General features: G+C 65.7%; 11 protein-coding genes. 6 read left to right on the forward strand and 5 right to left on the reverse strand.

The genetic code is table 11. The features are described from left to right. Positions 1-14: 14 nt before the first annotated feature. From EH199_RS24645 to EH199_RS08805, 3 genes are read left to right on the forward strand one after another with little or no spacing between them, the layout of a single operon-like run. Entirely contained in the window at positions 15-1094 is a 1080-nt protein-coding gene (locus EH199_RS24645) for an alpha/beta hydrolase family protein (RefSeq protein ID WP_223806557.1), read from the forward strand. Then, positions 1091-3016, forward strand: a complete 1926-nt coding sequence (locus tag EH199_RS08800; RefSeq protein WP_370449678.1) for an NPCBM/NEW2 domain-containing protein — start codon at positions 1091-1093, stop codon at positions 3014-3016. Before EH199_RS24645 ends, EH199_RS08800 begins: the two co-directional genes overlap by 4 nt. A 25-nt stretch (positions 3017-3041) precedes the next feature. Further along, a complete protein-coding gene (locus tag EH199_RS08805) occupies positions 3042-4985 on the forward strand; it encodes a glycoside hydrolase family 127 protein (RefSeq protein ID WP_124808886.1) in 1944 nt (647 codons plus the stop codon). A 21-nt stretch (positions 4986-5006) separates the two neighbouring features. Here EH199_RS08805 and EH199_RS08810 read toward each other — a convergent pair whose 3' ends face one another. From EH199_RS08810 to EH199_RS08825, 4 genes are all read right to left on the reverse strand, one after another. After that, positions 5007-6359: a cation:proton antiporter gene (locus EH199_RS08810; protein WP_124808887.1), complete on the reverse strand. Its 1353-nt coding sequence runs from the start codon at positions 6357-6359 to the stop codon at positions 5007-5009. 166 nt (positions 6360-6525) lie between these two features. Further along, complete coding sequence (locus EH199_RS08815) at positions 6526-7758, reverse strand: MFS transporter (protein WP_124808888.1); 1233 nt, start codon at positions 7756-7758, stop codon at positions 6526-6528. A gap of 74 nt (positions 7759-7832) precedes the next feature. Next, positions 7833-8972 (reverse strand): ester cyclase, encoded by a 1140-nt coding sequence (locus tag EH199_RS08820; protein WP_199558035.1) that lies wholly within the window; start codon positions 8970-8972, stop codon positions 7833-7835. Then, positions 8969-9745: an alpha/beta fold hydrolase gene (locus tag EH199_RS08825; protein WP_168196161.1), complete on the reverse strand. Its 777-nt coding sequence runs from the start codon at positions 9743-9745 to the stop codon at positions 8969-8971. The genes EH199_RS08820 and EH199_RS08825 overlap by 4 nt, the downstream gene beginning before the upstream one ends. A gap of 127 nt (positions 9746-9872) precedes the next feature. On the opposite strand from EH199_RS08825, the gene EH199_RS08830 reads away from it, so the two are divergent. Then, entirely contained in the window at positions 9873-10892 is a 1020-nt protein-coding gene (locus EH199_RS08830) for a cupin domain-containing protein (RefSeq protein ID WP_124808890.1), read from the forward strand. Positions 10893-11028: 136 nt separating this feature from the next. Here the strand turns inward: EH199_RS08830 and hisD are convergent, their stop codons facing one another. Continuing rightward, positions 11029-12327 carry a histidinol dehydrogenase gene (gene hisD / locus EH199_RS08835; protein WP_124808891.1) on the reverse strand — a complete coding sequence of 433 codons (1299 nt, stop codon included), beginning with the start codon at positions 12325-12327 and terminating at the stop codon, positions 11029-11031. 162 nt (positions 12328-12489) lie between these two features. Between hisD and EH199_RS08840 the strand changes: the two genes are divergently transcribed. Together EH199_RS08840 and EH199_RS08845 are read left to right on the forward strand one after the other, a co-directional pair. Further along, positions 12490-13536: a LacI family DNA-binding transcriptional regulator gene (locus EH199_RS08840; RefSeq protein WP_124808892.1), complete on the forward strand. Its 1047-nt coding sequence runs from the start codon at positions 12490-12492 to the stop codon at positions 13534-13536. Positions 13537-13796: 260 nt separating this feature from the next. Next, positions 13797-16100, forward strand: coding sequence for a TonB-dependent receptor (locus EH199_RS08845; protein ID WP_124808893.1), 2304 nt, complete (start codon positions 13797-13799; stop codon positions 16098-16100). Positions 16101-16223: the final 123 nt, after the last annotated feature.

The following is a 16223-nucleotide window of genomic DNA, read 5'->3' on the forward strand; positions in this document are numbered from 1 at the left end:
GAAAGGAACTGAACGTGGGCAAATACTTGTTATTCAATCGGAAAGGTCTTCTCGCCGGGCTTGTCCTCATCGGCGCCAGTTTCGCGGCGTCCCCGGCGTTTTCCCAGGCGGTGACCGAGAGTCCGCCGGTCGTCGCCGGCGCGCCGCGGCTGACGGTGCAGACCATCACGGTCCACGGCGCGGCGCTCGAAGGCAATCTGGAAGGCGAGGCGGCGGACCGGACGGTGCTCGTCGTGCTGCCGCCAAACTACGCCACCCAGCCCAAGCGGCGCTATCCGGTGCTCTATGCGCTGCACGGCTATTCGATCGGCGCCGAACAATGGGTCCAGGAGATCCACGTGCCGCAGACGATCGCCAACGCCTATGCCAAGGGCCTGCCGGACATGATCGTGGTGATCCCCGATACCAAGACCGCCTACAACGGGTCGATGTATTCGGGCTCGATGACCACTGGCGATTTCGAGACGTTCGTTTCGCGCGATCTGGTCCGCTACGTCGATGCGCACTATCGCACGATACCCGATCGCCTGAGCCGTGGGCTCGCCGGGCATTCGATGGGCGGCTACGGCACGGCGCGGATCGGGATGAAGCACGCCGACACGTTCGGCGCACTCTACATGATGTCGCCGTGCTGCCTTTCGGCCCGCGCCGCCGATCCGCTCACCCCGGAAGCGGCGGCCGCGCTGGCCAGCGTGACGTCGCCGGGGGATTCGGCGAAGCTTCCGTTCCCGCTGCGCGCCCAGTTCGCGGTGGCGGCGGCCTGGTCTCCCAATCCGAAGAAGCCGCCGCTCTACCTGGACCTGCCCGTCGAGAACGGCGTGACAAGGCCCGACGTCATCGCCCGGTGGGCGGCCAACGCGCCGCTCTCCTTTGCCGATCAATACATCGGCAACCTCCGCCAGTATCGCGCGATCGCGATCGACGTGGGCGATCAGGACAGCTTGAAGGTGGATGCCCAGAAGCTCCACGACCTGCTCGATGGCTACGGGGTGGCGAACAGCTTCACCATCTATCCCGGCACCCATGTCAGCCGTGTCGCCTTCCGCTTCCAGGACGAGGTGCTGCCCTTCTTCGGTCGGGAGCTGAAGCGGTGAAGCACCGGTTGCACCGGATCGCGCCCGCCATCGCCGCGTTGGCGTTGGCCCATGTCCCGGTTTCCGCCTTGGCGGACCCGCTGGACCCCACCGGGCGGTGGACCGCCAACGAACGTGGCGATGCCGCCCTGCCGCCGATGGGGTGGAATTCGTGGAACGCCTTCACCTCGGACATTTCGGAGGAGAAGATCATGGGTTCGGCGGAGGCGATCCTCCGTTCGGGGCTTGCCGCCAAAGGCTATCGCTACATCAACCTCGATGATGGCTGGTGGCTCAAGCGGCGCCAGCCGGACGGCCGGATGATGCCCCGCACGGCCCAGTTTCCCTCGACCATTGTGCCGGGGGGCGATCCCAGCTTGCGCCCCTTCACCGATCGCCTCCACGCGATGGGATTCAAGGCCGGCATCTACAGCGACATCGGGCGCAATTCGTGCGGGCAGGTCTATACCTCGACGATGCCGAACCAGCCCGAGGGCAGCGTGGCGGAGCGCGAAGTCGGCCTCTATGGCCATATCGATCAGGACATCCGTCTCTATTTCCAGGACTGGGGCTTCGATTTCATCAAGGTGGACGGCTGCGGCATTCGCGGGCTGCCGGCGGACCACCCCGAAGTGCGCTCCGGGCGCTATCGCGCGCTGCCGCCGCTGGTGGATTCCGATAGCCTGGCGCGGACCGACGTGGCCGCGGTGCGGCGCCTCTATGGCGAAGTGGCCGATGCGATCCAGCGCTACCGGCCCGACGGCCACTATATCTTCTCTATCTGCCTGTGGGGCTCGGCCGACGTGCGCGCCTGGGGCAAGGATGTCGGCGGCATTTCGCGCACCAGCGAGGACATTGCGCCGAGCTGGGCCAGGATGTTGCACAATCTCGATACCGTCGCGCGCCGGCCGCTCTATGCGCACCCCGGCTCGTGGAACGATCCCGACATGCTGTTCGTCGGCACCGGCGATTTCGACGAGCATCACCTGACCGAGGCGCGATCGCACTTCGCGCTGTGGGCGATGGTCAATGCGCCGCTGTTCATCGGCTATGACTTGCGCCACGCATCGCCGGCGCTGCTGGAACTGCTGGGCAACGAACGCATCATCGCGATCGATCAGGACCCGGCCGGCAACCAGGCGACGCTCGCGTTCGATAGCGACGAGGTTCAGATCTTCGTCAAGACGCTGGCGAGCGGCGACAAGGCGGTGGCGGTGTTCAACCGGGGCAGCGGCCCGGTGGACATGAAACTGACCGCCGCACACCTGACCTTCGCCGATGCGGTGGAGATCGGGCTGACCGATCTGTGGTCGGGCGAGCAATCCCGCTTCACTGGCGAGAAGGAGCTTCACCTCGCGTCGCGCGAAACGCTGATCTTCACCGCGCGGGGAACACGCCTGCTGGCGGACGGTGTCTACCTGTCCGAGCAGCCCGGCAGCGTCAATCCGGCGGTGGACGGGGTGAGGACGCCGCAACCGGACCCGCTGGTCCACCGCGCGCCGCTGCAGTGGCAGGGCACGCGCGGCAAGGGCGATTTCCCGCGCTATGGCGGCTGGGGTGGCGCGCGGGTGGACCGCACGCCGTTCGACCAGCCGCAGCGCATCGCCGGGCAATGGCTTGGCAACGGCATCGGCGTGCTCGCCAATTCGCGGCTGGAAGTGCGCAGCGCGGGCTATCGCCAATTCCGCGCGCGGGTGGGGATCGACGATTCCGCCGCGCCCGATGCGGCGCCCGTCACGTTCCTGGTGTACGGCGATGGCCGGCTGCTGGCCCGGTCGCGGCCGCTGCGGCGGGGCGAGCCCGCGCAACCGCTGTCGGCGGACATCGCGGGGGTCAGGATCGTCGAACTGGTGACCCGCCAGGCGAGCGCCAGTGCCGCGGACATTCCGGTCAACTGGGGGGAAGCCGCCCTGCTTCGTCCGGATGGATCGCGGCCGGACTGAGTTCGGACCCGTGCGAGGGAAAACCATGAACCACGCTTCCTGCTGTGGCCATTCGCGCCGCGACTTCCTCTGTTCCGCCGCGACCGCGGCGCTGGCCGCCGGCCTTGCGCCGGCCGCCGTGGAAGGGGCGACGCCCGCACCGGCGGGAGGCGTGCCCGCGCCGGCGCTGCGGCCGTTCGATCTGGCCGACGTCGATCTGGGCGAAGGCCCGTTCCTGCACGCCCAGCGCATGACCGAAGCCTATCTGCTGCGCCTGCAGCCCGACCGGCTGTTGCACAACTTCCGGGTCAACGCGGGGCTCGCGCCCAGGGCACCCGTCTATGGCGGCTGGGAGTCCGCGGGCATCTGGGAGGATATCAACTGCCACGGCCATACGCTTGGCCACTATCTGTCGGCCTGCGCGCTGGCGTGGCGATCGACCCGTGATCGCCGCTTCCGGCAGCGGGTGGACTATATCGCCGACGAACTGGGCGCATGCCAGCGGGCGTCGGGCATCGGCCTGGTCTGCGCGTTTCCCAAGGGGCCAGCGCTGGTTGCGGCGCATCTGCGCGGGGAGCCGATCACGGGCGTGCCCTGGTACACGCTGCACAAGATCTTCGCGGGGCTGCGCGACGGGGCGCTGCTGGCCGAGAGCGCCCGATCGCGCGAGGTTCTGCTGCGCCTTGCCGATTGGGCGGTGATCGCCACCGCCCCGCTGACCGACGCGCAATTCGAGGCGATGCTCGATACCGAGCACGGCGGCATGAACGAGGTTTTCGCCGATCTCCATGCCATGACCGGCAAGCCCGCATACCGCGACCTTGCCCGCCGCTTTTCGCACAAGGCGATCCTGGAGCCGCTGTCGCAGGAGCGCGATCATCTCGACGGGCTTCATGCCAACACGCAGATCCCCAAGATCGTCGGCTTCGCACGGGTCTACGAAGCCACGGGCGACACCGCTTACCGCAATGCCGCCGCGTTCTTCTGGAAGACGGTGGCGCAGACCCGCTCGTTCGCGACCGGCGGCCACGGCGACAACGAACACTTCTTCCCGATGGCCGATTTCGCCAGCCACGTGTTCTCGGCGAAGGGCGGCGAGACGTGCTGCCAGCACAACATGCTCCGCCTGACCCGCGCGCTGTTCCTGCGCGATCCACAGGCCGATTATGCCGATTACTACGAGCGCGTGCTGTACAACGGCATTCTTGCGTCGCAGGACCCGGACAGCGGCATGGTCACCTATTTCCAGGGCGCACGGCCGGGCTACATGAAGCTGTACCACACGCCCGAGGATTCGTTCTGGTGCTGCACCGGCACGGGCATGGAAAACCACGTCAAGTATCGCGATTCGATCTATTTCCGGGATGACGACAGTATCGTCGTGAACCTGTTCATCCCCTCGACCGTGCGCTGGGCCGAACGCGATGCGGTGTTGACCCAGACCACCGCTTTCCCCGAGCGCCCGTCGACCTTGCTGAAATGGGCGTTGAAGCGCCCGACCGAAGCGACGCTCAAGCTACGTCACCCGCGCTGGAGCAAGGAGGCGACCGTGCTCGTGAACGGGCGCGAGGTCGCGCGGTCGCAAAGCCCCGGTCGTTTCATTGACGTGCGCCGCGCCTGGGAGAACGGCGATCAGGTGGAGCTGGTGCTGGCCATGCATCTCGCGATCGACCGCGCGCCCGCCGCGCCGGACATCGTGGCGTTCACGTACGGTCCGCTCGTGCTGGCCGGCGCGCTCGGCCATGAAGGTCTGCAGGAGGGGGCCGATGTGATCGTCAACGAACGCCTCTATGGCGCCTATAACGATGGCCCGTTCACGCCGCCGCAACTGGCTGGCGATCCGGAGGATATTCTGGACCGGATTCGCCCCGGCCCGGAGCCGCTGCACTTCACCGTGCCGTCATCGACGGGTGCCCCGGTCCGCCTCGTGCCCTATTTCAGGATCGCCCATGAGCGCTATGCGACCTACTGGCCGACGACAGCCTCATGACCTGATGCTGGCGCCGGCCGGTCACTCGGCCGGCACGGCGATGTCCTGCCGCGCCATGCGGCGCGAGCCGTAGACCAGTTCGAACAACGGGCCGGCCATCATCGTCGTCACGATCGCCATGAACACCAGCATCGCGAACAGCGTCGGCCCAATCAGGCCCTTCTGCAGGCCGATGTTGATGATGATCAGTTCCATCAGCCCGCGCGAATTCATCAGCGCGCCGATGCCGAGCGCGGTGGGATTGTCCTCTCCGCACAGCCGCGCGGCGAGGTAGCAGGCCCCGAACTTCGCAAGGATCGACGCGGCCAGGATGCCGAGCGCCAGCAGGAACAGCGGCCACGAGCCGATCATGTCCATGCGCGTGTTCAGCCCCGAATAGGTGAAGAACATCGGCAGCAGCATCACCACCGTGAGCGGCTCGACCCTGCGCTTCAGCTCTTCGGCGAAAAGCCCGCGCGGCATGAACACGCCCAGGATGAACCCGCCGAAGATGGCGTGGATGCCGATCGCGTCCATCAGAAAGGCCGAAAGGCACAGCAGCATCAGCGCACTTGCCAGCACGGCCATGCTCATTTCTCCGCGCTGTTCGACCGCATGGCCCAGCGGGACCAGCAGGCGCCGGCCGAACGCGAACAGCAGGCCCGCGTAGAGAAGCGCTCCCCCGATGGCGATGACCGCGATTCCCGCGCCACCGCCGAACGTGGCAAGCACCACCGCCAGCACGCACCATGACGCGGCATCGTCGAACGCGCCGGCGGTGAGCGAGAGCGTGCCCAGCGGGCTTTCGGACAGGCCGCGCTCGTTGATGATCCGCGCCAGCATCGGGAAGGCCGTCAGCGCGATGCAGGCGCCCGTGAACAGCGTGGCGCTGGTGCGGCCGATGTTCGCCGCAAACAGGCCCGGCACGTCGAGCAGGAACGGCGTGATGACCACCGCGATCGCGAACGGCGCGGCGATGCCCGAGACCGAGACGGCGGCCGCGCTGCGCGCCTTCGCGCGGAAGTGCGCGGGGCTGAACGTCAGCCCCACCAGGAACATGTAGAGCGCCACACCAAGCTGCGACCCTGCATACAGCACATTGCGCGTTTCCGCAGGGAAGATGGCCGCCTGCAGGCCGGGCGCGAGCAACCCCAGCAGCGAAGGACCGAGAAGCACGCCCGCGATCATCTCGCCGACCACCTGCGGCTGGCCGAGGAACTTCTGCCCGATCCGGCCCACGACCTGACAGGCCAGGATGATCAGGGTCAGCTGGAGGAAGAAGTGCACGCTGAAGTCGCCGGGCACATAGCTGGCCGCCGCGCCCGGTGCTGGCGGACCGTGTGGCGCCAGGATTCCGCCCAGTATCGGCAGGACTTCGTCCAGAATGTGGGCCATGGCTCCTTGCAGTCTCCCGGGGCGCAGCGCCTTCACGCTTGTCGTCGATCGATGCCGGGGAGATGAGCTACGCGTCCTCCGGCATCAATGCATTGACAGCCATGGTAGCGTTATCGTGCATGTCTGGCAATCGCCGCTAGGCGGGAGGGGAAGAGTCGGTTGCCGCCTACCTCCGCTGCAGCGTTTCCCGCTGCATGAGCCAGATTACGGCTGCCGTTGTGAACGACGCTGCACCGAGCAGCATCGCCGTTGCCAGGCTGAAGGACTGCGCGATCTGCGCGGTGATGATCGGCGCGAAGAAGCTGATCACCCGGCCCCAGTTGAAGATCGAGGCGGCCGTCGATTGCAGGTGCGGCGGATAGAGTTCGGCCATCCACGGTCCCCAGATCACGCTGGAGCACAGTGCGGCGCCATAGATGAGCCCGGCCAGTTTCAGCACCGTCGGGTCCGCCGGCCCCAGCAGATAGACCGCGATCGCGCCCGAAGCGATGAGGAAGCCGATGGCGTTGAAGCGGCGCCCGAAGCGATCGGCGGCCCAGCCCCAGAAGAAGCCGCCCACGATATTGCCGCTGAACTGCCAGGCAACCAGCGCGCCGGCGGTCTGGGCGCTGAACCCGCGTTCGCCGGTCAGGTAGGTTGTGAGCCAGCCGCTGAACGCCGCGTATCCGAAGAAATTGAGGCCGGCCATGGTCGCCAGCATCAGCGTCTGCCGGCGCAGACCCGGCGCGAACAGTTCGCTGACCGGCAGGCGCGATACCCCGCCGCGCGCCCCGCGATCCATGCGCGATCCTGTGGGGATGGCGGCAAGGACAAGCAAGGCCAGGGCGAGGGGAGGAATGCCCCCGATCAGCAGCAGGTGTTTCCAGTTGCCCGGCGCGACCAGCCCCATCGCCACGCCGAGCATGACGATTGACAGGCTGAAGGCAGCGTTGAGCGTGCCGGCAAGGCGGCCGCGCAAGGTGGGCTGGAACAGGTTGATGTAGATGCCCACCACCACCGGGAACGAACCGCCGGCAAAGAAGCCGAGCAGGAAACGCTGAAGCAGAAGCTGCGGGTAGCTCGCAACGATCATGCCGGCGAGCAGCAGCACACCGTAGCCGAACACGAGGCCCGACAGGACGCGGCGGCGCCCGATGCGATCCGCGATCTGCCCCAGCACGATGGCCCCGGTTAGCGCGCCCGCGCCCTGCGCCGAATAGGCCGAGCCCGCCTCGATCAGCGAAAGCCCCAGCGATTCCCGGATGTAGGGCCGCAGCACGTCCACCGTGTTCCAGGCCCAGCCATAGAGGAACTCGCAGGCAAGCAGCAGCACGAAGACCAGCACCTGACGCCCAAGGCCGGGTTCGGCCGAGGCTGGATCGGAGTGCGGCAGCGGAACGGAAGCGGCGGGAATGGACATGGGATCGGTCCGCTGAACGGGAGGGCGGGAGGGCTTGCCGCGCGGTGGGGGCCGCACGGCAAGCACGGATGCGATCAGGCGGCGCGCTGCAGTTCGGCGAGCTTGATCTGGACCAGCATCGAGAGTTCATCATAGACAACCCATTCGTCGACGATCTTGCCGTCGCGAATGTGGAAGTGGGTGACGCCCATCACGGAAAGGTGGTGGCCGGTCGGCGCGCCGAGCGAGCCGTAGCCCATGTGGTGACCGTCCATGGTCCAGCGCAGGGCATACTTGGTGCCGCCCTCTTCGCTGTCGACCGAGCAGATATGCTGCGGCACGAAGGCGCAATCCGGGATCAGGGCGACCAGGCGCATCGTCTGCTGCAGCACCGCCGCAACGCCGCCCAGTTCGCGCATCAAGGGGCCATGCCACTGGCAATTGGGCGCGTAGATGTCGCGGATCAGGCCGAACATGCGCTTGTTGTAGATGTGGTGCAGCCAGCGGAGCAGCTGTTCCTCGCCTTCGTTGTGGGCGATCGAAAGGTCGGCTTCGCTTTCGGGCGGATACTGGCCCAGCAGGCGCCGGTTCTCGGCAAGGTCCAGCACCGTCTCGCCGTTTTCGAACTTCTTCCGCGCCAGCCCTTCGGCGAACACTTGCGGGTCGACGCCGACCTGGATCAGCGGGCCCATGTTGTCGCGGACGATCCATTCCTTGTAGATCTTGTTTTCCAGGATCATGCATTCGGCAACGGTGCGGGTGCAGAACGTCCGACCGGTGGGCTTGCCCCACGAACCGAACTCGGAGTGGCGGCCCAGCCCGTGGGTCATGTGGCTGGTGTAGAAGCCGTCCACGTCGTTGCCGCGCCAGATCACCTGCTGCGCCATGCCACGGCGGTCCGGAAACTCGACAAGCCGCTGGATCGTGTCGCGGATGTGCGTCTCGCGGTCATACATCGTGCCCAGCGTGGTGTAGGCAACGCAGTTGTGGGTGTAGTGGCTGTAGATCAGCCCCACGTCGCGCTCGTCCCAGATGCGGTGGGTACAGCGGATGATGTAGTCGACGATGTCGGTATAGGATTCGTCGAACCCGCGCATCGACTGCACCCGCGGCCGGTTTTCGGGCACCAGCTGCGTGAAATCGCGGCGCTCCACCTGAAGGACGCTGCCGCCGGAGGGCGCGGCCGCTTTCGCGGATTCGACCGGCTTTACGGGCTTGGGATTGCTTTCGGTCACGATACCTCCGACGCGTTGGAATAGGTTGAGATGTTTGCGCACTGACGTTCTGCGCGCGATTGGTGAAGATCGACCTGCCCGAGCCAGGTGGAAAACGCGGCGGAACAGGCGGCGGGTTGCTCAAGAAGCAGGAAGTGCCCCGCATTGGCAACCTCGGTCCATGTCGCCCAGGGCAGGGCGTTGGCCATTTCGGCCTGCAGCTCTTCGGGCGCGACGACGTCCTGCGCGCCCGAAAGCACGAGTGTCGGCATGTCCATGCGGGCAAGGCGCGGGCGGTTGTCGGGGCGTGAAAGCGCGATCTCGGTCTGCCGTTCGGCCGTGCCCGGCGGGCACGCGTTCGCCATGGCGATGATCAGCGCGCGAAGGCACTTTTCATCGCTGCGCGACGGGTGGACATACCGTGACCAGAGCTGTTCGCTGACGAGCGTTGCGGGATCGACACCGGCCACCGCGGCGCGACGGGCGGCATGATCGGCCTCTGGCACAGGCCGCGCGTTGCCGGCGATCAGGGCCATGGCCGCGATCCGGTGCGGCGCACGGGCGGCGAGTTCCAGCGCAACGATGGCGCCGAGAGAAAAACCCACGGCGATGAACCGGTCCGGCGCCGTCGCCAGCAGCCTTTCGGCCGCGTCTTGCACCGACGTATCTTGCGTCAGATCGGCATGAAGCGTGCGTTCGGCGGATAGCGCGCCCGAGATCGCGGCGAAAACGCGCGCATCGCACAATGTTCCGGGCAGGAACAGGACGGGTACGGTGCTCTCGGCCGGCAGCATCGAAGGCGGTCTCTTTTCTCGTTTCAGTGCAGGCCTAATCCGAAAAGCGAAAACTCGGCCTTGCGCTTTCCCCGGTCTTGACCTACCAGATTTGCATTCGAATGCAACATCAAGTTTGGAGCTTATCGTGACCGAGTGGACCCGAGAGGCCATGGCGCAGCGCCTGGTGCGTTATGCCGATCTCGTGCCTTGCCGCACCGCCTTCATCGATACCCGCACGCCGGGGTCGACAGAGAAGGAGAACTTCACAATCATCGGTCCGGGCGTGTCCGAAAGCACCGACCAGTTCGTGCACATAACTGAAAAGCACGGTTTCAACATCGGGGCGGCGCGCCAGCCCTTCGGCTGCGTCAATTCGCAGCACAGCCATGATACCGCCGAGGTCTTCATGGTCCATTCCGGGCACTGGCGGCTGCTGTTCGGGCCGAACCGCGAGGATGGCACGCTGGACATCGGACCGGGCGACGTCGTGTCGGTGCCGATCCACATGTTCCGCGGCTTCGAAAAGATCGACGATGGCCTGGGCATGCTGTTCACCGTGCTGGGCGAAGACGATCCGGGCAAGGTCACCTGGGCGCCGGCGGTGTTCGAGGCGGCCGAAGGATTCGGACTGAAGCTCGTCAAGGGCGGGCAACTGATCGATACCAGCGAGGGTGAGCACACCCTGCGCCAGATGGAGCTTGAGGCCCCTCTCGACGAGAGCCAACTGCGCGAACTCGCCACCCCGCCGATCGAGAAGCTGATGCAGTGCATCGTCCGCTGGGGCGATGCCGTGGCGAACCCGGATTCGCCTCTCGCGCGCGAAGGCGTCGAGGAGGCCGGTCTGATCGCGGTGGGCGCCAGCGGAGACGGTTTCGCGGCTGGCCCGATTGCGGGCTGGTGGCCGCACGGGTTCCAGTTGCGCCTGCTGACGTTGCAGACCGGTGCCTATGTTCCGATGCACGCCCGCGCCGAAGCGGAAGTGCTGATCGTGCAGGAAGGGACGCTGGAGGTAAGCTGGGGCAGCGAAGCGCTTCTGCTGGGGGCGGGCGATACGCTCACCATCCCGACCGGCCTCGCCCATGCGTTCCGGAACACCGCTTCGGTGCCGGCCAAGGCGTTTGTGGTACGCGGAACCGACAGTCCGGCGGCGCCGATCTTCGGCTGAGCCCCTCGACTGCATGTGAAAAGGCCCGCGAACCTGGTGGTTCGCGGGCCTTTTTGCGTGTCCCGAAGGGCTGTCTGTCCGATTATATCCCGGCCGTCACCGCGAGGCGTCTCGCGGTGACGGCCTGCGGACGAAATCAGGCGTTGGCCTTCTGGCGTTCGAGGCGGATCGCGGCGGCCTTCTGGTGGCCTTCCAGCCCTTCGCTGCCGCTCTGCCGCATCGCCGGCGGGGCGACCGCGCGCACCGCGCTATCGTCAAGCCACTGGTGGGTGGCGATCTTCACGTAGCTGCCGACCCACAGGCCGCCGGTATAGCGGCCGGCGCCCATGGTGGGCAGCGTGTGGTTGGTGCCCACGTTCTTGTCGGAATAGACCACGCTGGCGTTTTCACCGATGAACAGCGACCCGTAGTTGCGCAGCTTGTGGGAGAAGGCGTGCGGATCGCGGGTGTGGACCTGCAGGTGTTCGGCAGCCACGTAGTCGGAATAGGCGATCATCGCTGCCTCGTCCGCGCAGATCACCACTTCGCCGTAATCGCGCCAGCTTTCGCTGGCGACGGCGGCGGTAGCGAGCGTCTTGAGCTGGCGTTCCACAGCGGCCACGGTTTCTTCGGCCAGCTTGCTGTCGGTGGTGATCAGGCCCACGCGCGTGCGGATGTCATGCTCCGCCTGGCCGAGCAGATCGGTGGCGATCAGTTCGGGATCGCCGGTCTCGTCGGCCACCACGAAGATTTCGGAAGGTCCGGCCAGCTGGTCGATGCCCACCGGCCCGAACACCTGGCGCTTGGCCTCGTTCACGAACGCGTTGCCGGGGCCCATGATCTTGTTGACCTGCGGCACGCTTTCGGTTCCGAACGCCATGGCCGCGATGGCCTGTGCGCCGCCGATGCGGAAAATGCGGTCGGCGCCGGAGAGGTGGCACCCGGCGATCATGGCGCGGTGCGCGTTGGGGGGAAGACAGGCCACCACTTCGCTGCAGCCGGCCACCTTGCCGGGGACGATCGTCATGATCGGGGCCGACAACAGCGGGAAACGGCCACCCGGAACATAAGCCCCGACGCGCTCGATGGGAATCACCCGATGCCCGAGGTGCAGGCCCGGCATAGGCTCGACTTCCAGCGGCAGGATGGTCCCCAGCTGGGCTTCGGCGAAGCGGCGGACGTTCTCGATCGCGAACTCGGTGTCCGCGCGGGTCTGCGGATCGAGTTCCGCCACCGCGGCGGCGCGATCGGCGGCGCTGACTTCGAACTGGTCGAGATCGGCCTTGTCGAACTCGCGGGAATACTGGTGCACGGCGGCGTCGCCGCGGGTGCGCACATCGCGCAGCACGCCGGCGACCAGATCCGAAACCGAACTGCTGTCGGCAATCTGGTCTCGCGCCGGGGCCTTGGCATAGCGCGTGCGATTCTCGAAGCCGCGCGGGGCTGGGACACTCATGGATACGCTCCTGTGGTGGAATCTGCGCGCCCGTATATTGCATTCGAATGCAATTGTCATGCCCCTTGTGCGCGACAGTGTCGCCGCCCTAATCCGACGCCGAACTTGCCTGTTGCGACCGACGGCCTAGAAGTGCCGCAAGTGCAAGCGCGACGGGATCTCATGGCGAAAACCAAGTCTGACACGGATGCTCAATCGTTTCTGGCGAAGGCCGGGCGGCGGCCGACCTCTTACGATGTCGCGCGCCTTGCCGGGGTTTCGCAGTCGGCGGTTTCGCGGTGTTTCGCGCCCAACGCCTCGATCGGGCAGGCGAAGCGCGAAAAAATCCTGAAGGTGGCGGCGGAGATCGGCTACAAGCCGAATGCCCTCGCGCAGGCGCTGATTTCCAAGCGTACCCACCTTGTGGCGGTGCTGATCTCGAGCAATACCAACCTTACCTATCCGGAAGTGCTGGCGGGTTTGTGCGCCAGCCTGACCGATCGCGACATGCGCGTTCTTCTGTTTAGCCTGCGCAGCGAAAGCGATGTCGACCAGATCATCCACCAGATCTGGCGCCATTCGGTGGACGGCGTGATCGCGGCGGTGCGTCTGTCGGACGACCAGTTGGCGGAATTTGCCCGTCACCGCATTCCGGTGGTGCTTTACAACCGCATGGCCAGCGGTGGCGGAGCCGGTTCGATCCGGTGCGATTCCGCCCAGGGCGAACGCGATCTGGTGACGCGCCTGCTGGACAGCGGGCATCGCCGTTTCGGAGTCATTGCCGGCCCCGAAGACAGCTATGTCGGCGAAGAACGGCGCCAGGCCACTCTGGCTACCCTGGCGGCGGCCGGCATGACCGATGTTCCGGTGGTGCGCGGAGACTACAGCTACGCTTCCGGACGAGCGGGGCTGATCTCACTCCTGCAGGAAAGACCCCAGCTGGACGCGATCGTCTGTGGCAGTGACATGATGGCCATCGGCGCCATGGACGGCGCGCGCCAGGATTGCGCCCGGCGCATACCGCAGGACCTTTCGATCGTGGGTTTCGACGGGTCCGGCCCCGCCATGTGGGAAAGCTACCGGCTGACGACGATCCGCCAGCCGGTCAACCGGATGACCGAAGCATCGGTCGGGATGCTGATGGAGCGACTCGACGATCCTTCCGTTCCGGCGGAACAGCGTCTGTTCTCGGGCGAGTTGATCATCGGAGAATCGGCGCGTTTTGCCTGATGGCAACCAGATCGATGCATTCGGTATCAGATATGTTGTTAAAATGTCGCACGAGGGCGGCATTTCTGCGCGTCTTAACGAGGTTGTGCTGCCGCAATATGTGCGGCTGATGGAAATTAAAATACAGAGATATAAGGATTATTTTGAACAGGTCGATGCGCAATCACAAAATGTGACTTCGAATGCAAAAAGATATCGACGGGTTGGCGCGGGCTCGATAAGTTCCTGTCAAATTCCAATGAGGGAAAGGGGAGTAATCGATGCATCGCAAATTCTGCCTCGGGGCGTCCGCCATCGCGATGGCGATGACCGCTTCACCGGTTCTGGCGCAGGGCGCGCCGCAGTCTGACGCCGGCGCCGGTGCATCGGCCGATGTGGGTGGGGACATCATCGTGACCGCGCAGCGCCGCAGCGAACGCCTGCGCGACGTGCCGATCGCCGTCACCGCCCTGTCTGGCGAGGCGCTTGAGCGGCTGCACGCCAACAACATCTCGCGCGTCGAATTCGCCACGCCCGGCTTTACCTGGGGTTCGCAGGGTTCGGACTCGTTCCCGGCCATTCGCGGCGTCCGCACCAGCCTCGTTTCCGCCCAGACCGACCCCGTGATCGGCTTCTATGTCGACGGCATCTATCAGAGCCGCACGCAGCAGCAGAGCATTCCGCTGTTCGACGTGGCCCGCGTGGAAGTGCTGCGCGGTCCGCAGGGCACGCTGTACGGCCGTAACACCTTCGGCGGCAACGTCAGCGTCGTCACGTCCGATCCGATGAAGGATCTTGGCGCGGGTATCAATATCGACAAGGGCAATTTCAACTCGGCCCGGATCGACGGATACGTCAACATCCCCGTGTCCGATACGCTGCAGCTGCGCGTGTCCGGCGTGTTCCAGCGCCACGATGGCTATGTCCGTTCGACCACCTCGGACGTCGTGCTGAACGACCTCAACGAGAACGCGCAGCGCGTGGTGCTGAAGTGGAAGCCCGACAGCCGCCTGGAAGTGACGCTGCGGGCTGGCACCTGGCGCCGTGACGATGCGGGCGCGGGTTCCTATGGCTACAAGGTCGCGGGCACGCTGATCAACCCGGCCACGGGCTATCAGTCGATCAACGGCAGCCCCCTGGCGGTAAACCCCTCGGTGCCCAACGGTTCGCCCAACGTTGCCGGGCGCGATGTGGGCCTGCCGGTCACCGGCGGCGCGTGGACCAACGATTGGGACTATCAGCCTTTCGAACACATCAAGGAAGACTACGTTTCGGGCCAGATCGCCTATGATCTCGGGTTCGCGACGGTCAAGTCGATCACCGGCTACACCCACTTCCGCGCGCATCGCAGCGCCGACAACGACCAGTCGAGCAAGGTGTTCGAAGCCTATGGCTACGGCTCGGGCATCCAGGAACCCAACACCCGGTCCAACGCGTTTTCGCAGGAGATTCAACTCGCCTCGAACTCGCGCTCTCCGCTCGAATGGTTGATCGGCGGCTATTACCTGCATGACTCGATCTTCGAGACCTATCAGCAGAAGATCACCGCGCCGGGCGCGACCACCAATGGCTTCAAGGCGGATTCGGACATAACCACCAACGCCTATGCCGCGTTCGGTCAGGCCAGCTACGCCATCGTGCCGGACAAGCTGAAGCTGATCGGCGGTCTGCGCTACAGCCACGAAAAGAAGGCGTTCATCTTCTCCGACTACGCGGACGCGGCGCCGGGCACCTACAACTTCGTCACGCCCTATGTGACGACGAAGGGTTCGCCGGGCTTCAACAGCTGGACCTGGCGCGCGGGCATCCAGTTCACGCCTTCGCGTTCGACGATGATCTATGCCACCGCGTCCACCGGCTTCGCGTCCGGCGGCGTGAACGACACCGGCGGCAACCCGCTGATCCCGGCTTCCTATGCGCCTCAGAAGGTTTCGGCCTATGAAGGCGGCGTCAAGTCGCTGATCCTTGGCGGCAAGGGCCAGATCGAGGCTTCGGTGTTCTACAACCGCTTCTCGAACCTGCAGATCAACGTCTATACGCCGCTGGTGTCCTACTTCGGTTCGGCCGGCAAGGCACGCAGCTATGGCGGTGAAGTCGCGCTGCGCCTCAATCCGGTGGCTGGCCTGCACATCGACACGACCGCGGCGTTCATGAACGCCAAGTACACGAGCTATATCAGCGGCAACAACTTCTTTGGCCTGTCGAATGGCACGGACCCGGTCTCGCTGAACCTTGCCGGCAAGTCCATTCCGCAGTCGCCGAAGTTCAAGTCGACCGTTGCGGTGTCCTACGATCTCGATCTCGGCGATGCCGGCACGCTGTCGCCGATGGGCACCTGGCTGCATTCGAGCAGCTACTACGTCACCGACCGCAACACCCCGCTGGATTTCCAGAAGTCCTACGACAAGTTCGATGCCTCGCTGCGCTGGAGCGACAAGAACGACCGTACCTTCGTGGAAATCTATGGCGACAACCTCACCAACCGCGCGGTCCTGCTGAGCGGCGTGATCGGTCGCCGCCAGCGCATGCAAGTCTCCTATGGCGCGCCGCGTACCTACGGCGTCCGCGTCGGCACGAAGTTCTGATCTTCACGCGGGGCGGGACAGGTTCCCGCCCCGTCATTGTCTGTTCTCCCTCTGGCCGGGCCCTGATCGGGTCCGGTCATTTTTTGTGCGCGCGGCAAGCGCCGTTCGCCGGCCACGGGGCGA

The sequence above is a fragment of the Novosphingobium sp. LASN5T genome, from assembly GCF_003856955.1.
In the GTDB taxonomy this organism is placed as follows: Bacteria; Pseudomonadota; Alphaproteobacteria; order Sphingomonadales; family Sphingomonadaceae; genus Novosphingobium.